Genomic DNA, 19,841 nt, shown 5'->3' on the forward strand with positions numbered 1-19,841 from the left:
AAATGATTAGTCTTGAGATGACTAGTTAAATTAAAGGTTCGGTTTTCTTTATTAATTGAATTAAAAAATTATTTCTGAGAATTACTTTCTTCTTGTTCGCTATCATTAGGTAAATCCATGTTTGGCCGCCTATAATTAGCCAAACTCACTCCTTCTTCTAAATATACAGCAGAGTATTTACTCAACCCGATACGCTGTGATGAATAAATTCCAGAATGACCTGAAAATAAGTAGCTGACTACACAAGCGATACTAATAAATACGCCTGATTCCAAACCGAATAGTTCAATTCCCATTAAGGTTGATGCTAAAGGTGTATTTGCTGCACCTGCAAATACGCCTACAAATCCCATTCCTGCTAATAATGGTGCAGGTAATCCCAAAATAAAAGACAAAGCATTACCTAAAGTTGCACCAATAAAAAACAAAGGTGTCACCTCTCCTCCTTTAAAACCTGCACCTAAAGTTAAAGCAGTTAAACCTAATTTTGCAGCAAAATCCCAAGGAGGTAGTTGAGTGTAGAAAGAATCAACGATAGTAGGGATACCAAGCCCAATGTACTTCGTTGTACCAGTCAATCCAACAATTATTGCTATCAGTGCACCGCCGATTAAAGGGCGTATTGGAGGATATGATATTTTGGCTTTAAAGAAGTGACTAATTTGGTGAGTTACTCGAGCAAAAAATCTGGCGACTATTCCAAAGATTACACCTGCAATTATTGCAGAAATTAATCCCCAAATTGTTAGTATCGGTATAGAGGGAGCGTGTCGGTATGCTGTATGATGCAAACCCAATAATAAAGTTACTTGATTTCCCACGATCGCTGCAATTAAAGCCGGAAAAAGAGCGTCGTAATGAATTTTGCCAATCGCTAAAACTTCTAGACCAAATACAGTTCCAGCTAAGGGAGTACCAAAAACTGAAGCAAATCCCCCACTGATACCTGCGGTTAATAAAATTCGCCGATTAGCTCCTTGAAAATGAAATATTTTGGTCAATTGGTCTGCTAAAGAAGCACCCATTTGTAATGCTGTACCTTCACGACCGGCTGAACCTCCAAATAAGTGAGTTAGGTCTGTTCCTAGTAGAACAAGAGGAGCCATCCGGAAGGGAATAATATCTTTAGGTTTATGGATTTCTTCCAACAAAAGATTATTTCCAGCTTCCACAGTCCGACCAAATTGGTGATAAATCCAACCACTCAAGAAGCCACCAAGGGGAAGTAAAGCGATAATCCATCGATGTGATTCTCGCCAATCGGTTGCCCATTCCAATGATGCTAAAAGAATTGCAGATGCAGTTCCAGCAAAAATCCCAACCACAAAGGAAATCGGCAACCATTTAATTAGGTGGGGTAGTGCAATAAACGGTTCAAATTGAGTGAACACCTTGCGAATTTGGGGGCTAAGAATAATCCCCACTAAAATTATGCCGATAGAAGGCGCAATATCTAAACGATGCGTAAGTTGAGCGGCAAAAAAGCCCATGATTAAAATCGACAATACGCTGGCTAGCATCCCATGACTCCTTGAAGCGCGATTTGTAGATAGGTACTTTCTACAGAAGAGTCAGGTAATGCATTTAGCCAAGCCCTACTCTCCCGCAGTCAGCGAGGAAAGTAGGAGCTATCAGCCTTTTCATTGATGATTTATCGGGTTAGAAAGGCGGTTTTGGCGAGCTCCATCGCCATTGATTTGACATTAAATTAAGAATACCATTTTTGCTTTTGCCTTGTTGTATTAGTTTCTAAAATTAATCACTGCCTTTCCCAATTAAAATAGCAATATACGATCCGCCTCAGTAAAGCGTGTACCATTAACGGTATGATATGCTGCCATCATCACAAAGCAATTACCAGTCAGTTTCAGATTCTCAAATCAAACTAGATCGATTTATAGTTTGTGGTCTCGGAAGTTTGGGTCAGCATTGTGTTTCCATCCTCAAAGAGTATGGTGTTGTTGTCAATGCTATCGACCAAGAACAACCAAAAGATTTACAGATACCAAATTTATTAAGTTTATTAGAACAATTACTAATCGGAGATTGTCGTCAGGCTGGTGTTTTAGAACAAGCAAACATTACTCACTGCCGAACTATAATCTTAGCTACTGGTAACGAACGAGTAAATATAGAAGCCGCCTTGGCAGCACGACTGTTAAATCCTCAAGTTCGCTTAGTTATACGTTCTGATAAACAAAATCTCAATCAACTTTTAAGTCAGACTCTTGGTAATTTTATCGCTTTTGAGCCAAATCAAATTTCCGCTTCTGGCTTTGCTATCGCAGCCCTTGGAGATGAGAGTATTGGCTATTTTCAAATTGAAGGGCATCAATTTCGAGTAGTCAAGCATCAGATGAAAATGAGCGATCGCTGGTACAACAAATTGCATATATATGAACTAAATACTCCACATCGTCGCGTATTAAATCACGCTCATAGTTCATCTTTTTTACCTAAAGAATTTCATCAGTGGGAGCCAGAAGCAACACTACACCCTGGTGATACGATTATTTATATTGAAGTTACAGAGCAGATCAGAAGTTTAAAAAAAATTGCTGCTCAGCCTAAGTACAACTTGCAGCAGTTCTGGCGAGAGATTTTATTTGGTAATGCTTGGAATAATGTTAAACAAAAAATTGTATATTTTTCACAAACATTATCTCATTATCAAAGTTTGCGCGTAGCACTAATTTGTGGAATTACAGTACTTTTTCTCTGGTGTTTTGGAACACTTATTTATATTTTAAATTATCCTCAAAGTAATATATCAGAAGCATTTTATGCTACTGCTGTTTTGCTTTTGGGAGGATACGGAGATATTTTTGGTGGTATTAATTTTAAAACACCACCAGAGCCAGCCGAACACATGCCAGGATGGTTACGATTGTTTAGTCTGGGACTAACTTTAATCGGTATAGGTTTTGTTGGGGTATTATATGCATTACTTACTGATGCTCTTTTAAGTTTCAGGTTCCGGTTTTTCAATAGCTACCAGCCATCAATACCTCAAAAAGACCATATTATACTGATTGGATTTAATCGAGTTGGTCAACGAGTCGCAGCTTTATTACAAGAATTTAAACAACCTTTACTAGGTATTAACAGCACAGCACCTAATGTAGATTTTTTTAAAAAAATACCAATAATAATTGATAGCATTGCTGATGCTCTAGGGAAAGCGAATCTTACTAATAGTAAAAGTGTCGTTGTAGTTACAGAAGATAGCATAGAGAATCTGGAAATAGCTTTGACAGTCCATGCTCAAAGTCCTACAACTCGTGTAGTGATTCGGACTTACGACCGATATTTTCGTGATAATGTCGCCCGGTTATTTCCTTATGCCCAAGTTATTTGCACCTCTGCTATTTCCGCAGAAGTTTTTGTAGCTGCGGCTTTTGGAGAAAATATTCTCAGCTTGTTTAGTTTTGATACTCAAACTATTTTAGTAGTTGAGTATATGATTGAAGCTGGTGATACACTCAATGGATTACTATTGTCTGAGGTTGCTTATGGTTATGGAGTTGTACCTATTTTATACCAAAGCCTGAAGCGATCGCCTCTTAAGTTAATGCCTTCTGATAATATACAACTTGCTGTTGGCGATCGCCTGATCGTTCTAGCTAACAGTAACAGCCTGCAACAGATTGAACGCGGCGAAATGTTTCCTCAAACTTGGCAAGTAGAGATTGAAAAGGTATTAGCTCCAGATGCTATTTTTGATGGAGCGAATGAAATAAGTATAATCTCAGGATGTAACATTGGCACAGCAAGAAAATTGATGAATAATTTACCTGTTCATCTCCCAAAAGCATTATATAAACAACAAGCTTTGCACCTAGTGCAGAGGCTAACTAAAATAAGAGTTACAGCTCGCTTGAAACCCTGTTCTGAAGATAGAGATAGTTAAATTCACCTTCTAAATTTTTATAATCTGCTTTGATTTTTTAACATACATGTGTAGCTCAAGAGTAGAAAGATAAACCTCTGGGGTTTTAGTAAGAGTAATAATCAAAGAGTAATTCTATCTTTAGAAAATGTCTTACTATAGACAGATGCACTTGTTTATCATCTCGTCTTTATTTGATATAAAACAAACATAGAAAAAGTTCAAAATAAAGATATTAATTTGATGACATTTATCCAATAAAATAGGGAGAACCGTACTCATTAGATAGGTTTTCTGCACTATATATCTGAATTTATCTAGATACAATCAAAGCGTAGCTTAATTAATGCTGTTTTCTTTAAAAACCATATACACAGCATTAACAGGAGAGCAAAAATATGACAAATCAATTGAGAACGGCTGCTTTGCTAGCTGCACTAAGTGGTCTTTTAATTGCAATTAGTTACTGGGTAATTGGTGGTAGTAGCGGCTTGATTATCGGAATCGGTTTAGCAGCAGTAACAAACCTGTTTTCCTGGTATCAATCAGATAAAATTGCCCTTGCAGTATATCGGGCACAACCTGTAAGTGAAAGGGAAGCACCGGGACTTTATCGGATGGTAGAAAAGCTATCTCGCCGCGCCAATATTCCTACGCCTAGAGTTTATATTGTCCCCAGTCAAACTGCTAACGCCTTCGCTACCGGACGAGATCCAGAAAATGCTGCTGTAGCTGTCACCGAAGGAATTTTAAATATATTACCAGAAGACGAACTTGAAGGCGTTATTGCCCATGAACTCACTCACATTATAAATCGCGATACCCTCACACAAGCTGTTGCTGCTACGGTAGCTGGTGCTATTTCATTCCTAGCCCAAATGGTAAGTTACAGCTTATGGTTTGGTGGTGGCTCACGAAATGATAATAGAGGTGGAAATCCTTTAGGTGTTTTATTAACAGTAATGCTTGCACCATTAGCTGCAACAATCATTCAATTGGCAATTTCACGCACGCGAGAATTTTCTGCTGATGCTGGTTCTGCTAAATTAACAGGTAATCCCCGCGCTTTAGCTAGAGCGCTACAAAGGTTAGAAGCTACAGCAAAACAGATACCTTTAAATACTAATCCAGCTTTTGAGCCATTATTAATTATCAATTCCATTTCTGGACAATTTTTGGGTAACTTATTCTCTAGTCATCCTGCTACAGAAGCACGAGTTACAGCATTACTGAAATTAGAGCAAAAACTGACAACAAAAGCTTATTAAATGTTAGTTATTAGTCATTAATCATTGGTAATTTACCAACGAGCAATGACAAATGACTATTAAATACGGCGTGCAATTATAATTTGAGACTAAAGTTTCTAATTAAGGATGTTTGAAGTATGACTAATAACAACATCGAATCCATTGAAGCTACATTTATTGAATCAATCGAATCAACAGTAATTGTAGAGATAAATTCTTCAACTGACGAATTACTCGAAATTGACATGGTTGGTGAAAGTGATGAGGTGAAGCGCGAAACTGAAGCGTTGATTGAGGCATTAAGACGCGCCCAAGCTGAGACGGATTCAACAGGTACTCTTACACGCGAAACTTATTTAAATACTGTGCGTCGAGCCAGAGAATTGATTGAAAGAAGGAAAATTGTCAAAGGCGATCGCTTAGAAGACTCTTGGGCGATAATTCAGGATGAAGCTGAAAGAAACTGGCACTTATTAATGAAGGATTTAGTAGACTTTAGCTTTCGCCTCCAAAAAGCAGGTCAAGCTGCTTGGGAAACCTTTAATCACCCTTATTCTCAAAGTTAAATAGGGGATGAATTATAACTGTTTAAAATTAGGCAAAATACAGCATTTTAGTAAGGGTACAATATAACATTATTGTGCCCTTATTGTTTATTTTTTACAACATATACTATTGGACGTTCTAAAGAGTGATGGTGGAAATAGTTTTTTTGGTGATATAAAATGTTAATTAAGTAAATAATAGTTTTTTGCTGGTAAAAACTATTATTTACTAATATTAATTAACTTTTATAGCCACTCAGAACATACAAGCTCTTCCCTACACCCAACACCCCATACCCAGCCTCAACAGAGAATTTTGCGAACTACTGTTATTACCAACTACCGTCCACCAAACAACGAATGGGCAAACAAAGCAGCTTGAGTGCGATCGCGTAAATTCAGGCGACTGAGAATATTGGTCACATAATTCTTAACAGTATTTTCTGAAAGAAACAGCGATTCGGCAATTTCACGGTTATTGGCTCCAGAAGCAATTAAGCGCAATACATCTAGTTCTCTAGGTGTAAGTTGTGCCAATTCTGGAGGAGGTTGTACAGACGCGATAGTTGGGGCCATAGGTATGAGTGCTTTCTCAAACAATCCTGGGCCGAGTAGGGTTTGTCCTTTGTAGACGGCTAAAATTGCTAACATTAGTTCATCTGGTTCGGTATCCTTGAGCAAATACCCCTTTGCACCTAGCCGCATTGCTTGAGAAACATACTCATCATCATCGAAGGTGGTGAGGACAAGAACCTTAATATTAGGATATTGTTGAGCGATCGCTTTTGTGGTGGCAACTCCATCCATTATCGGCATCCGGATATCCATTAATACAATATCGGGTTGCAGCGCAGCAAGCTGTTCGAGTGCCCGTTGCCCATTCTCTGCCTCACCGATTACATGCATCTGGGCATTCGACTCGAGCATACTCTTAAGTCCTTGGCGAATAAGATGCTGGTCGTCAACTAATAAAATGTTAATCATAAGTAAAAATGCATATTCATTGCCCAATTCACTGTTGTGGCCTTTATAAATATTTGTACAAAGTTACTAACAAAGGCAGGAGTTAGGATAGCGCAGCTAAGCCATGTCCGCGTCCCTTGCGCGTCTGGTAGAGAGCGTCGGCAGAAGGCAGAAGGTAGGAAGTATTAATTAAAACTTTAGTTCTGGATTTATAGCCGTAGTCACACCCTTTAGGACATAAATACAAGCGTGAATTTTAGGAACAGTAATAGTTTTACCTCCTGCAAGAACTGCCTTTTGAAACATTAACTTTACAATAGTTTTGATAGTGGTAAAGAAACACAAATACGGCAACCTGTTTCTAGTTGACTGTGGAGATTCAACTGACCACCCAGTGCAACTGCTCGTTCTCGCATCCCTTGTAGCCCAAAGCCAGTTGTATTTTGAGTTGGGTTAAATCCTTTTCCGTCATCTGCAACTGACAGATAAATCATTCCAGCGTATGCCAGTAGTCTAACCGTGACAGTCGTCGCCTGAGCGTGTTTGCAAATATTTGTCAGCGATTCTTGTACTATACGGTAAAGAGCGGTGTTTACTTCTGTTGGCATGTGTGGGACATCAATTCTACAGGACGGTTCAATACCTGTGGTTTGCTGAAAATCTGTCAACAGCTTTTCAATCGCTGATTTGAGAGATTGTCCTTGCAAAGGATTTGAACGCAAAACAGAAAGCGATCGCCGAATTTCCAGCAGTGCCTCAGCCCCCAGTTGCTTTGCCTGTTTGAGAAATGCCAATGCTTTATCATTATTCGATTCCCAGAACAACAGGGTGTTATTAATCTGAATTGTTTGGGCGGCTAGAGTATGACCCAACCCATCATGAATTTCGCGGGCAATTCGGTTGCGTTCTTGCAAGGTTGCCTGATCTTCAATCCGTAGCGCATATTGGCACAGTTGTTGATTGGTTATTTCTAATTGCTGATGGGCGATTTCTAATTGCTCTCTACTTTGGCGCTCTGCCAGCAGGGCATTAATTAACAGTAAAGCGAATACTAACGTTAAGCTAAACAATAGTATATTACTTAATCGCCAGTCCCAGGACATGACAACCAGTTTATCTGGGATAAAATTCTTAGGTACAATCGGTTTTGACAAAAGCAGTGTTCCATAACAAAGCAGAGATAAACCTAAGACAATCAACTGTCCAAAACGCTTAAATATTAGACAACTCCGCATCACCAGTACCAGACACAGCAGGAAAACGGAGCGACTAGATAAGCTATGGTGAGTCGCTGGTAGCAAAATTAAACCAAATTCGAGGGCCGTATAAAGTAATTTTGTTTCCAGCTTAACCATTGGTAGTCTCAAGCCCATCAAGCTGAAAGTTGCGATCGCCAGAACTCGTAGCAGCAATGACCAGGACAACTCAAATGGCAACAAAACTTCCATGAACATTGCCGTGGCTAATAATAACCACTCTAAGTAAAGCAACAGACGAAATGATGGGTAGGTTAAGCTAACCATAGAACTGTTCCAACTCAATGGTCTCGATGACAAAACCATCAGTATTTTCACAATTTTAGAGGGAATATTGTTAAAAAACACATTAGTCCTTTAAATTGCAAAGTGCGAGTAGGGTAAGAGACTGACAAATAAAAATATTCCAAATTTTCTTATGGGATGGGTATCCAGATCCGTTTTATATTTAGGGCGGGCTTTCCTGCCCACTTCACCAGAGGGATCATTTCTTTTCTAGAAATCTCTACCCGACAAGTAGTAGTAATTTATTTATTACAAATCCCGAAGTCAACTCTGCAAGGTCTGGCTTTGCCATCCCACAGGCTACAGAACTTTTCAAAATTAGTTGATTTGTTTAAGAAGTTAAAGAAATTAGCGCAGTGGATAATTAAACTCTTCTTTTTCTATAACGAATCTCTCTCTAATATCGATAGAGCTATTTCGACTGATTAACTATTCATAATCTAGGAAAAAAGTCACAAAAAATTAGGTACTTTTTTACTGGTCAGCTTAGGAATTCTAGTCCATGCACAAATCTATCTCAACTTTTAAGATTAGCTGGAGATGTTACTCAAGTAGCAAGTTTTTAAACATCTTCTTAAAAGTCATCAACTAAAATCGAATTACAACAGTCATAATCGTATACAAGAAAAACAACACAATTAAATGATTAAAAAACAGATAGTTTTACCAGCGTTTTTACTTGCAACTATCCTGATTGCAGGAATCACGGGTTGCAGCAATTCTAAGTCTCCAGATGTGTCTCAAGGGGACAACTCTGGAACAAAGGTATCTGATACTAACACTTCTACAAAAAATCCGGCATCGAATACCCCGGAACGCGCCGAGAAGCGCGAAGCAGTTCGCAAGCAAGTTGAGGCAGTTCTGACTCCAGATCAGGTAAAGCAATTGTCAACGAAATTGCAAGAAGGTGAAAAAATGCGTAAAGCAGTGTTAAGCTTGAATCTCACGGCTGAACAAAAGACTAAAATTCAAAATATTTTTAAAACTGCCTATCCACACCGTAAAGGGCAATCCCAAAATAATTCTTAGTAGTTTGATTAAAATAAAATTTAGGAGTCAGTCGTCAGAATTCAAAAAATTATATCCGACTAGAGGTATTTAATCCCCCTCTTCAAGTATTGTTGAATTCTAGATTCTGAATTCTGGATTATTCTTCAATAGTTAAAGTATGTTCAAACAAAAATTGCTCGTCAAGATAGAACTTGCCGTTATCGCCATAATCCTGGCAGGAAGTAGCCTCTACGCTTCAAAAGCTTTGGGCAAACCCCAATCTAGCCCTCAAAAACTCGTGGATGAGGTATGGCAAATCCTAGATAAGAATTATGTTGATGTCAGCTTTAACCATCAAGATTGGAAAGCAATTCGACAGCAATATCTCAGCCGTTCCTATACTTCCAAGGAACAGGCTTATGGGGCAATTCAAGAAATGGTGGCTAAATTAGGCGATCGCTACACAGAGTTTTTCGACCCCCAGGAATTTAAAGCCCTAAATAACGACCTTTCTGGCAACCTCAGTGGCGTAGGACTGGAACTAGCACAGAATGAGAAAACTAAAGCTTTAACCGTTGTCGCCCCGATTGAAGGAACGCCTGCTTTTAAGGCGGGTATTTTGCCCGACGATATAATTGTCCAAATTAACGGTCAAATCACTCAGGGAATGAAAATAGAGGATGCCGTTAAACGGATTCTCGGCCCAGTGGGAACCAAAGTAGTACTGACGATTCAACGGGGCAATCAATCGCAAATTTTCAAACTTACCCGCGCAAATATCGCTATCCATCCTGTAACTTACAACACGCAAACAACCACAGCCGGCAAGATTGGTTACATTCGTTTACCAGAGTTTACGCAAACATCTCCCCAAGAGATGTATCGGGCAATTCAAGCATTAGAAAAACAGCAAGTGCAGGGCTACGTTTTGGATCTACGTTCCGATCCAGGTGGACTGCTAAATGCAAGTTTGCAAATTGCCAGTATGTGGTTAGACCGAGGGGCGATCGTGTCTTTGGTAAATCGAAACCAAGTTAAAGATAGCTACAATGCATCAGGACATCCTCTCACCAACAAACCCCTAGTAATACTGGTCGATAAGGGATCTGCTAGTGCCAGCGAAATTTTGGCGGGAGCCTTGCAAGATGATAATCGCGCCACCTTAGTAGGAACTCGCACCTTTGGTAAAGGTTTAGTTCAATCTGTAGAGCCACTGGAGGATGGTTCGGCATTAAAACTAACGATCGCCAAATACTATACACCGAAAGGTCGAGATATCAATCATGTTGGCATTGCACCAGATATTAATGTGGAGTTAACCCAGGCACAACAGAAAGCATTAATCCAAAACCGAACCTTGGCCACATTAGCCGATCCTCAGTATGCTACTGCCGTGGCTAACCTGAACAAATTGATTCAGTCCGGGGCAAATCATGTGAGTTTACAGCGTGGGGAATAAGTATAGGTTTGGCTCTTTGGAGTTCTTAGAATTCAGTAAGTAATCAAGCGGACATGATATAACTCACCAGAATTCTCCAATTAAATTGAAGTGTGACTGGTGGATGAATAAAGGGTGAAACATCACACTAAATCTTTGATTTAGTGGTTCTCAGTGTTGGTGGTAGTTGGCTACACTAAAAATTGCTGAATTCACCAATTCTGTATTCTGTATTCTTCTTCAATCATGCCAACGCGCAAAGCCCAACGACTTGAAATTTGTGAGCCAGTTCCAGGTCTGAAAATCCTGGTTCAACTCAGTAACATTCCTTTAGTGCGGACAGTCATAGCTACTCTTACCCGCCATCAGCTAGCGTTTGTAGGAGTTGTATTTGTTAGCAGCTTGCTTTTTGCTATGCGGGAAAACGGCCCTTGGCTTACAGTACCTAAACAGGTGGCGATTGAATTCTTTTCTGCTGTATCCCAGTCCTTAGCTGCTTTATTGGGGGTGTTAATTGTTTTTCTCACGTTTAATAGTCAGCTAATTGCTCAAAGGCAGTATGATGATTACTATACACTTCAGATTCAGATTGACCAACTTATTCGTCTAACTCAGTCTCTTCCTGCCGAACTCAGTAATTTTAATGAAAATTTGGTAGAGCTGATTAACTATTTAGTTCCTTTGCATTTAAAGGATTTCCCAATCTGGGAAACTAGCTCCCAAGTGCTATCTTTGGACAAGCTTTTAGATAATTTCAAGAATGAATATCAACGGCCGCAAGTGCAGCAACAATACTCCTTAGCTACCCATATGCATAGGCAACAAATCTTTCTTGTGATCAATAACATGGAAGAAATCCTGGAAAGATTTTCTCGGCTTTACAATCGGATTCTGGAGATGAGCCGTTTCATTCTCGCGATTGTTAAGTTGTCTTTTCTGCTGGGAGTTTCGCTGCTGTTTTTGCTGTTATTTGGCATTATCGATTTGCAAAGTAAGTTTCCCGATCTCAGCCTACCTGTAATTTTTACTCTAGCATTTTGGTTATTAATTTCTCTGTTAGAGCTAGTACTTGATACCTGGTTTTTTTATAAAAGTCTTTATGGATCGCCGAGTCATTATCGGCGGTTCTTTCCTAATGCAAAATACCCTGATTAATCGGTTGAAGCTAATAAATTAGCTGAACCACAGTGATATAGATATCTGCGCCGCAGTGTTTCTAGAAAGGTTTTTTCAGCTTCAGTCATTTTAGGTAATTCTTCCAACCACTGTCAGAAAAACTGCTCATCCTCAATTTTCACTAACTAGATTGTCCTTTTCTTGTTGAACAATTATTAGATGAAAATTTTATAGAGACAGTGATTAACAATTATCAGTTTTGGATGATAAAACAGTAATTTTATACTACTTGGTTCTATCTAACTTAAATAACAATTTTTAGATGACCAGAGAATTTGACGTCATTATCGAAGCGGACTCTGAAGTTAATTTTATTGCCTCAGTACTTAGTCTTGTTCACTGTTACATTTAAACCAAGTCTTTAAACGAACTAATTTTAGAGGTTGAGCAAGAAATGTTGAAGCATTAGAGTTCGTTGGCGTGCAGAGAGTTTGTGTTCCCGACGCCATTAACTGTCAACTGTCAACTCTCAACGTCAAATGCTATCCCCTTTTAGGCATGGGATGAGCTTAATCTATTTTTTATGGAACTGAAACTACTACAATTACTATTGATGCTAGATAATGGGAAAGCTTTGAGATTTACTTGCCAATCTAGCCCAGATAAACAGAACTAACAATTATGCGAACTCACTATTGCGGCGAACTCCGAAAAGAACATATTGGAGAAACAGTTACCTTTTACGGATGGGTAGACCGTCGCCGCGATCATGGGGGCGTGATATTTTTAGATTTACGCGATCGCTCTGGTATTGTCCAAATCGTCAGCGATCCGCAACGCACCCCCGATTCCTATGAGCAGGCGAACGCTCTGCGAAATGAATATGTTGTTGAAATCACTGGTAGGGTGACACAACGTCCCGAAGAATCCCTAAATCCCCGTCTACCCACAGGTGAGATAGAAGTTTACGCCGACCGAATTCAACTACTCAACGCTGTCCGTAAACAGTTACCTTTCCAAGTTTCCATAACTGACAGCGAAACAGTGCGGGAAGACTTGCGGCTGAAATATCGCTATTTAGATTTGCGGCGCGAACGTATGGCGCAAAATTTGCAACTGCGTCATCAAATAGTCAAAGCCATGCGCCGTTACCTGGAAGATTTAGAAGGTTTCATCGAAGTCGAAACCCCAATACTTACGCGTTCGACTCCCGAAGGTGCTAGAGATTATATCTTACCCAGTCGCGTCAACCCTGGTGAATGGTTTGCTCTACCCCAATCACCCCAGCTATTTAAACAATTGCTGATGGTATCCGGCTTGGATAGATATTATCAAATCGCCCGTTGCTTCCGCGATGAAGATTTACGCGCCGACAGACAACCAGAATTCACTCAGTTAGACATGGAAATGAGCTTCATGTCTCAAGAAGAAATTATCGAACTCAACGAAAAGTTAGTTTGTCATATCTTCAAAACGGTTAAAGGCATTGAGTTACAGCGCCCTTTCCCCCGTCTCACTTATGCCGAAGGAATGGAACGCTACGGTAGCGATAAACCAGATACTCGCTATGGTTTGGAATTAGTCAACGTCTCGGATATTGTCAAAGACTCTAATTTCAAAGTCTTTCGAGACACTGTAATCAATGGCGGTGTCGTCAAAATCCTACCCATTCCCAATGGTAATGATGTAATTTCTAATGTCCGCATTAAACCAGGTGGTGATTTATTCAAAGAAGCCAGCGAAGCCGGTGCTAAAGGTTTAGCTTATATCCGCGTCAGAGACGATGGCGAAATTGACACTATTGGGGCAATAAAAGACAACCTCAGCGCTGAACAAAAACAAGAAATTCTCCGACGCACAGATGCCAAAGCTGGACATTTATTGTTATTCGGAGCTGGTGATGCTGCCACTGTCAATAAAACTTTGGATAGATTACGGCAAGTTATTGCCAAGGAATTTAGCTTAATCGATCCAGAAAAAATTAACTTGCTGTGGATTACAGATTTCCCGATGTTTGAGTGGAACGCTGGAGAAAAACGCCTAGAAGCACTGCATCACCCGTTTACAGCACCCCACCCTGAGGATTTGAGCGATTTAAAAACTGCACGCGCCCAAGCTTATGATTTAGTACTCAACGGCGTGGAAGTTGGCGGTGGAAGTCTGCGGATTTATCAGCGAGAAATTCAACAACAGGTATTTGATGCGATCGGTTTATCTCCTGAAGAAGCACAAAATAAATTTGGCTTTTTGTTGGAAGCATTTGAATATGGTACACCGCCGCATGGTGGCATTGCCTACGGTTTAGACCGTTTGGTAATGTTGCTAGCTGGGGAAGAATCGATTCGCGATGTGATTGCTTTTCCGAAGACGCAACAAGCCCGTTGTTTGTTAACAGACGCACCTTCTGGTGTAGATGTCAAGCAATTAAAAGAATTGCATGTGGCTTCGACATATAAGCCCAAATCTTAACAAAACGCATGGGTAGAGACGTTGAATTGCAACGTCTCTACAAGGATTTTGATATCATACAGAATCGTTTTCATACATGAAATCAGCAACGCCAAAAAAATTATCCAGTAGGTTGTGTTAATCTAAGATGCATTTTTTGATGCAAGAACAGTAATATGGCTTCTACTATTTTGACAGTCAACACTACAGCCGATCAAAATGATGGTAGTGCTGCTAATGGTTTATCTCTGCGGGATGCGATTTTAATTGCTAATGCGAATCCGACTACTGATTATGAAATTCACTTAACTGGAGGAACAACTTACAACCTCACATCAAATGGGATTAATGAAGATGCAGCCCTGACAGGAGATTTAGATATTAAAAGTCGCAGTAATGTGCTTTATATTGTGGCAGTTGGTGGGCAAGCAACTATTAATGCGTCAGGTTTATTAAATAGCGATCGCGTTTTTCATCTATTAACTGGAGGAGCATTAAGTTTACAGAATGTCGTGGTTACGGGCGGCAATATATCTAGTGATGGTGGAGGTATTAGGGTTGATTCTAATGCCGCTCTCGATTTGTATAATTCGACAGTTACGGGCAACAAAGCGTCCGGTTCTTATAATAACGGCGGCGGCATCTACAACAGTGGTGTCGTCTACCTACGTAACGGCAGCACAATTAGTAACAATATCGCTGCTGGAGGCTCTAGTCAAGAAGGTGGGGGCATCTACAATGTTAACGGTACACTAATTGCAACTAACTCTACAATTAGTAACAACCAAGCGGGAGTTTACGGTGGCGGTATCTCCACCATCGACGGATCGGTGACTTTAATCAATACTACTGTTAGTGGCAATAATGCGGGAAATGGGGGTGGAATCAGAAGTAACGCTACTTCAGTTGCCTTACTAAATACTACAGTCAGTGGCAATAGTGCAGATTCTAAAGGTGGCGGTATATATGCTTCTACTGATGGAGTATTCAATTTGATCAACAGCACTGTTACTAACAATACTGCTGTCAGCACCGCATCCGGCTACGGCGGCGGCGGTATTTATAGTCTTAGTGCCACAGTTAATCTCAAAAACACGATTGTAGCTGGGAATACGAATAGTAATGCTCCCGATCTTCTCTCTTCTACTTTGAGTTCAGCGTTATTTAATGGTAACAATAACAACCTTATTGGTAGCTTAACTGGTGCTAAAGGTACTGTAGGCACTGGTACAGATATCGTTAAGCCCAACCCCGGACTCGGCCCTTTACAAAACAACGGTGGACTCACCCTTACCCATGCTCTTCTTCCTGGTAGTCCTGCAATTAATGCTGGTAACAACAGCTTAATTCCTACTGATACAGAAGACCTTGATGGCGATGGTGATACAGCAGAACCAATTCCCTACGACCAACGCAGTTTGACGCGGATTGTTGGCGGTACAGTCGATATCGGCGCATTTGAGGTACAACCAGCTACCTTACCTACCCTTAGCATTAAAGATATTACTGTTACTGAAGGTAATACAGGCACAACGAACGCTACCTTTACTGTAACTCTTTCTGCTGCTAGTACCTCTGCTGTTACAGTTAACTATGCTACTGCTAACGGCACAGCTACAGCAGGTAGTGACTATATCGCTACCACAGGTACATTAACTTTCAATCCCGGTGATACCAGTAAAACTCTCAACGTTGCTGTAACTGGCGATTTAACAATTGAACCGAACGAAACTTTTTTTGTTAATCTCAGCAATGCCGCTAATGCCACCATTGCAGATAATCAGGCAGTGGGAACTATAACCAATGATGACACTCTGCCGACTCTCTCTATCAATGACATCACTGTTGTCGAAGGACAAACTCCGCAAGCAGTCTTAAGTGTCACTCTTAGCAGTGCCTCTAGTCAACCAGTCACAGTTCAATACGCTACAGCCCCTGTGACTGCTACTGCCAATGCTGACTATACTAGCAGCAGCGGTACTTTAACTTTTGCTGCCAATACTACCACTCGCACAATTACCATTCCCATCCTGAATGATAGTCAGGGCGAAGCCAACGAAACTTTTAAAGTTAACCTTTCTAGCCCTACCAATGCAAATTTGCAAAAAGCTTCTGGGACTGTCACCATAACTGACACTTTGCAAGCTAGTACCACCACAACCTTAGCTGATGGGATCGAGAATTTAACTCTAACTGGAACGAGCAATATTAATGGCACTGGCAATAGTGGCAATAATATATTGACGGGCAATAGTGGCAATAATATTCTGGCAGGTGGTATTGGGAATGATACCTACGCATTCAATACTTCCACCCCATTGGGTAGCGATACCATACAAGAAACCAGCACAGGCGGCAATGATACTATCAGTTTTAGTAGCACTAGTACTGATGTACGGGTTAATTTAGGTGTCACTACTACGCAGACAGTCAACAGTAACTTGAAGTTGACTCTATCTGCTAATAATGTCATTGAAAATGTGGTTAGTGGTAGTGGTAGCGATCGCCTGATTGGCAATAGCCTCAATAATAATCTCAATGGGGGCAGTGGCAATGATGTATTAACAGGTAGAAGCGGTGCAGATATTTTAATTGGCGGGGCGGGAAATGATATTCTTTCTGGTGGGACGGAGAGCGATCGCTTTTGGTACAGTAGTGGGCGAGCTTTTACCAGTAGCGATTTTGGCAATGATACCTTGACTGACTTTACATCTGCCAGTGACAAGTTGGTGTTGAGTAAACAGACTTTTACTGCTTTGAGTAGTGTTGTAGGCGATGGGTTGAGTCAAGCTTCTGATTTTACTACTGTAGAGGATGATGATTTAGCTGCAACTAGTACAGCATTCCTGGTTTACAGTGTCGGTAGTGGCAGTCTTTACTATAACCAAAATGGTAGTGCTGCTGGGTTTGGTACTGGTGCGGAATTAGCTAATTTGCTGAATTTGCCTAGTTTGACCACTGCTGATTTTACTATCATTGCTTGATACTAGATGAGGGAAACAAGGTGAGGCAAAGATAGGATGCATCCTATCTTGCCTCTGTAGGAGACTATATGCTACAGCCAGGGCCTTCCAGTCCCTCTGGAAAACTAATTAATTTCAAGTAATCTGGATTTGCGAGGAATTGTTTTGCTGCTAACAATCCACAATACTCCAAGTTTGATAAATTCTGGCTTCTTTGCCAATCAAACGACCATTGTTGCCATCGTAGTATTCGGGGAATTTATGTTCAAATAAACGACTTTTAGCAATTGCGATCGCTTCGTCGAAACCTGATATTGCACCTGTAATTAGCGCATTCTTCCCCTTTAATCTTATTATAAAGTTTGTACAACGCCAGTGTTGACTTTTGACTCTCAAAGGGAACTTTCAAATGTTCATCGACGCATCTCGCCAAATCGCCGAAACCCTATATTTTTCGTTGACATGCGTCGATGCCTTACAGCACAAGGATTTGAAGTATGTATTTTACTTAATTTTGCACAAGGTATATAATCCTTTTCAGAGATGCGTCGATTTGGCGGCTGAAACCCTTATGGGGCGAAGGCTCCTGAACTAACTCTTTACCGATTGCTTTAAATCGGAATTAATGGAAACGCCGCCAATCCCATGCTTGGCGAACACACGTAGAGACTTTACCGATTGCTTTAAATCGGAATTAATGGAAACAACCCGATCTTGGTTGGGAGGACAACCAAGGCAAAATCGCCTTTACCGATTGCTTTAAATCGGAATTAATGGAAACTTTTTTTTAACTCAACCTGTTGCTGAACTTGGGGTTGTCTTTACCGATTGCTTTAAATCGGAATTAATGGAAACAAAAATACCCATGATCCGTCAATACCACCAGAAGCACTTTACCGATTGCTTTAAATCGGAATTAATGGAAACCTAAATATTATTTAGTTTTTTGGTCTTTCGCTTTTTCTTTACCGATTGCTTTAAATCGGAATTAATGGAAACAACCAAGGTCTACTCCTTCATTATCATCTTCCTTTTCCGATTGCTTTAAATCGGAATTAATGGAAACTTCTTGGGATTCTTAGGCTTTATTTCCTACTTATTCTTAAGCTTTACCGATTGCTTTAAATCGGAATTAATGGAAACAAAAATGCGACCCCTTCGAAGCACCTCAGAACCACCTTTACCGATTGCTTTAAATCGGAATTAATGGAAACTTTACCCCCAAGTCATAGACACGATCAAACGCTGTCTTTACCGATTGCTTTAAATCGGAATTAATGGAAACGGCCTAGGCGTCACTTTCACAACCTGTGCATTCATAATCTTTACCGATTGCTTTAAATCGGAATTAATGGAAACCAACTGATAAAGCAGCAGCCAAAACTTGCTTAGCCCTTTACCGATTGCTTTAAATCGGAATTAATGGAAACGTCATGCCGAAGACACCCAGTAAAAACAAAATCATTGCTTTACTGATTGCTTTAAATCGCAATTAACGGAAACGAGAAGCGATGATTATAAATAATTTGGGATAATTCTCTTTTGTAAGTCCTCAAAGCACCTTACAAAAATCTCTCAGAATTTGTACAAACGTCAAAGTGTTTTCCAAATGAATATTATGTCCTGCACCACTAATTATTTTTAGCTGGGCAAATTTACATGTTTTAGCCATTTCTATATTTATAGATATAAATTTTTCATCATATTCGCCAGCTAATAAAAGCATAGGAATTGTATTTTCTGCTAACTTAGACCACAAATTAGGCTGGCATCCAATACCCATGAAGCGCAATGATTTATCTAATTCTTGCGGATTGTTCTGCAAGCGATTTTCTAGCATGTTGTCATATTGTGGATGATTTTTTATATAACCAAAAATTGCTTGACTGTACCAATTTGAGAGAAAATCAGCAAAATCAATTTTAGTAGTAATTCTTGTCAATTTCCTGCCTATTTGCGTATCACGTTTAATTCGTTCTAATTGTTCTGCTTCTGTTGCCAAACCTGGGGAAGCTGATTCTAAAATAACTTTAAAGAAACGTTCTGGAAAATGTAGGGCTAGATATAAAGCTAATCTCCCACCCATTGAATAACCAACTAAAAAGCATTTGCTAATTTTTAATTTATCTAATAAATTAATTATCGCATCGGCAGTTTTTGTCATTGTATAGTATTCATCTCCACCCCAAATTTGAGTATTGCCGTGTCCAGGTAAATCAAGTGTTAAGTAAGAAAATTCATCAGATAGTAATTTTATTGCTTCATCAAACTCATCACTATTACCCATGAAGCCATGTAAAAATATAATTATTGATTTATTTTGTTTACTAATTAATGAATAATTAAACTGATAATTTTCTAAAATCATAAAACTAGTTTTTGAATAAAAATAAATTCAGAAGACTTAATCTAGACAACTAAATTTTAAATATTACTACAGATTTAAAAAAAATACTAATAAAGATAGATGTCATCAAGACTTAAAGTTATTTATAGAGAATAGAAGCTCTAACTAATTTTAATTAATACTAACTTTTATTAAAAAGTCAGTAGTATTTTAAAAAACAATTTTTTAAATAGTTATTATATATAGTAATCCTTTAGATTGGGTGAAAAACCCGCCTTCAACTCTAAATGGTTAATTTATTACTTATTATTTCCTCCTCACTACCTACACAAATAAGTTGAAAATCGAAGT

General features: G+C 39.5%; 13 protein-coding genes, 1 CRISPR repeat array and 1 riboswitch. Of the genes, 8 read left to right on the forward strand and 5 right to left on the reverse strand.

Annotation, left to right across the window (positions count from 1 at the left end):
• Window positions 1-68: 68 nt before the first annotated feature.
• Window positions 69-1,520, reverse strand: a complete 1,452-nt coding sequence (locus FCR06_RS10290; RefSeq protein ID WP_223280095.1) for a voltage-gated chloride channel family protein — start codon at window positions 1,518-1,520, stop codon at window positions 69-71.
• Window positions 1,521-1,615: 95 nt separating this feature from the next.
• Window positions 1,616-1,700: riboswitch (Fluoride riboswitch) on the reverse strand.
• 131 nt (window positions 1,701-1,831) lie between these two features.
• Here FCR06_RS10290 and FCR06_RS10295 point away from each other — a divergent pair.
• The 3 genes from FCR06_RS10295 to FCR06_RS10305 all read left to right on the forward strand — a co-directional run bounded on the left by FCR06_RS10295 (window position 1,832) and on the right by FCR06_RS10305 (window position 5,705).
• Window positions 1,832-3,910, forward strand: a complete 2,079-nt coding sequence (locus FCR06_RS10295) for a potassium channel family protein (RefSeq protein ID WP_189523369.1) — start codon at window positions 1,832-1,834, stop codon at window positions 3,908-3,910.
• A 377-nt stretch (window positions 3,911-4,287) separates the two neighbouring features.
• Window positions 4,288-5,157 carry a zinc metalloprotease HtpX gene (locus FCR06_RS10300; RefSeq protein WP_138499241.1) on the forward strand — a complete coding sequence of 290 codons (870 nt, stop codon included), beginning with the start codon at window positions 4,288-4,290 and terminating at the stop codon, window positions 5,155-5,157.
• A 119-nt stretch (window positions 5,158-5,276) separates the two neighbouring features.
• Complete coding sequence (locus FCR06_RS10305) at window positions 5,277-5,705, forward strand: hypothetical protein (RefSeq protein WP_138499242.1); 429 nt, start codon at window positions 5,277-5,279, stop codon at window positions 5,703-5,705.
• 318 nt (window positions 5,706-6,023) lie between these two features.
• Here the strand turns inward: FCR06_RS10305 and FCR06_RS10310 are convergent, their stop codons facing one another.
• Both FCR06_RS10310 and FCR06_RS10315 read right to left on the reverse strand, forming a co-directional pair.
• Complete coding sequence (locus tag FCR06_RS10310) at window positions 6,024-6,668, reverse strand: response regulator transcription factor (RefSeq protein WP_138499244.1); 645 nt, start codon at window positions 6,666-6,668, stop codon at window positions 6,024-6,026.
• Window positions 6,669-6,958: 290 nt separating this feature from the next.
• A complete protein-coding gene (locus FCR06_RS10315; RefSeq protein WP_223280096.1) occupies window positions 6,959-8,170 on the reverse strand; it encodes a sensor histidine kinase in 1,212 nt (403 codons plus the stop codon).
• 660 nt (window positions 8,171-8,830) lie between these two features.
• On the opposite strand from FCR06_RS10315, the gene FCR06_RS10320 reads away from it, so the two are divergent.
• From FCR06_RS10320 to FCR06_RS10340, 5 genes are all read left to right on the forward strand, one after another.
• Window positions 8,831-9,217, forward strand: a complete 387-nt coding sequence (locus FCR06_RS10320) for a hypothetical protein (RefSeq protein WP_138499248.1) — start codon at window positions 8,831-8,833, stop codon at window positions 9,215-9,217.
• A gap of 139 nt (window positions 9,218-9,356) precedes the next feature.
• On the forward strand, window positions 9,357-10,637 hold the full coding sequence (locus FCR06_RS10325; RefSeq protein WP_138499250.1) for a S41 family peptidase: 1,281 nt from the start codon (window positions 9,357-9,359) through the stop codon (window positions 10,635-10,637).
• Window positions 10,638-10,862: 225 nt separating this feature from the next.
• Window positions 10,863-11,771 carry a hypothetical protein gene (locus FCR06_RS10330; protein WP_138499252.1) on the forward strand — a complete coding sequence of 303 codons (909 nt, stop codon included), beginning with the start codon at window positions 10,863-10,865 and terminating at the stop codon, window positions 11,769-11,771.
• Between the two features lie 642 nt (window positions 11,772-12,413).
• Window positions 12,414-14,201 (forward strand): aspartate--tRNA ligase, encoded by a 1,788-nt coding sequence (gene aspS / locus FCR06_RS10335; protein ID WP_138499254.1) that lies wholly within the window; start codon window positions 12,414-12,416, stop codon window positions 14,199-14,201.
• Window positions 14,202-14,356: 155 nt separating this feature from the next.
• Window positions 14,357-17,164: a Calx-beta domain-containing protein gene (locus FCR06_RS10340; protein ID WP_138499256.1), complete on the forward strand. Its 2,808-nt coding sequence runs from the start codon at window positions 14,357-14,359 to the stop codon at window positions 17,162-17,164.
• A 150-nt stretch (window positions 17,165-17,314) separates the two neighbouring features.
• Here FCR06_RS10340 and FCR06_RS34760 read toward each other — a convergent pair whose 3' ends face one another.
• Together FCR06_RS34760 and menH are read right to left on the reverse strand one after the other, a co-directional pair.
• Window positions 17,315-17,539 carry a glycoside hydrolase 100 family protein gene (locus tag FCR06_RS34760; protein WP_411267989.1) on the reverse strand — a complete coding sequence of 75 codons (225 nt, stop codon included), beginning with the start codon at window positions 17,537-17,539 and terminating at the stop codon, window positions 17,315-17,317.
• A gap of 201 nt (window positions 17,540-17,740) precedes the next feature.
• A CRISPR array of direct repeats spans window positions 17,741-18,646; the repeat unit is 36 nt; unit sequence CTTTACCGATTGCTTTAAATCGGAATTAATGGAAAC.
• Window positions 18,647-18,695: 49 nt separating this feature from the next.
• Window positions 18,696-19,511, reverse strand: coding sequence for a 2-succinyl-6-hydroxy-2,4-cyclohexadiene-1-carboxylate synthase (gene menH / locus FCR06_RS10350; RefSeq protein WP_138499258.1), 816 nt, complete (start codon window positions 19,509-19,511; stop codon window positions 18,696-18,698).
• Window positions 19,512-19,841: the final 330 nt, after the last annotated feature.

Origin of the sequence: Nostoc sp. PA-18-2419 (assembly GCF_005869855.1) — a bacterium.
Taxonomy (GTDB): domain Bacteria; phylum Cyanobacteriota; class Cyanobacteriia; order Cyanobacteriales; family Nostocaceae; genus Nostoc.

Coding starts and splice junctions, on each gene's coding strand:
- aspS (WP_138499254.1), top strand. CDS start 12,414: ATGCGAACTCACTATTGCGGCGAACTCCGAAAAGAACATATTGGAGAA.
- FCR06_RS10330 (WP_138499252.1), top strand. CDS start 10,863: ATGCCAACGCGCAAAGCCCAACGACTTGAAATTTGTGAGCCAGTTCCA.
- FCR06_RS10315 (WP_223280096.1), bottom strand. CDS start 8,170: ATGGTTAGCTTAACCTACCCATCATTTCGTCTGTTGCTTTACTTAGAG.
- FCR06_RS10320 (WP_138499248.1), top strand. CDS start 8,831: ATGATTAAAAAACAGATAGTTTTACCAGCGTTTTTACTTGCAACTATC.
- FCR06_RS10290 (WP_223280095.1), bottom strand. CDS start 1,520: ATGCTAGCCAGCGTATTGTCGATTTTAATCATGGGCTTTTTTGCCGCT.
- FCR06_RS10295 (WP_189523369.1), top strand. CDS start 1,832: ATGCTGCCATCATCACAAAGCAATTACCAGTCAGTTTCAGATTCTCAA.
- FCR06_RS10300 (WP_138499241.1), top strand. CDS start 4,288: ATGACAAATCAATTGAGAACGGCTGCTTTGCTAGCTGCACTAAGTGGT.
- FCR06_RS10310 (WP_138499244.1), bottom strand. CDS start 6,668: ATGATTAACATTTTATTAGTTGACGACCAGCATCTTATTCGCCAAGGA.
- FCR06_RS10325 (WP_138499250.1), top strand. CDS start 9,357: ATGTTCAAACAAAAATTGCTCGTCAAGATAGAACTTGCCGTTATCGCC.
- FCR06_RS10305 (WP_138499242.1), top strand. CDS start 5,277: ATGACTAATAACAACATCGAATCCATTGAAGCTACATTTATTGAATCA.
- FCR06_RS10340 (WP_138499256.1), top strand. CDS start 14,357: ATGGCTTCTACTATTTTGACAGTCAACACTACAGCCGATCAAAATGAT.
- menH (WP_138499258.1), bottom strand. CDS start 19,511: ATGATTTTAGAAAATTATCAGTTTAATTATTCATTAATTAGTAAACAA.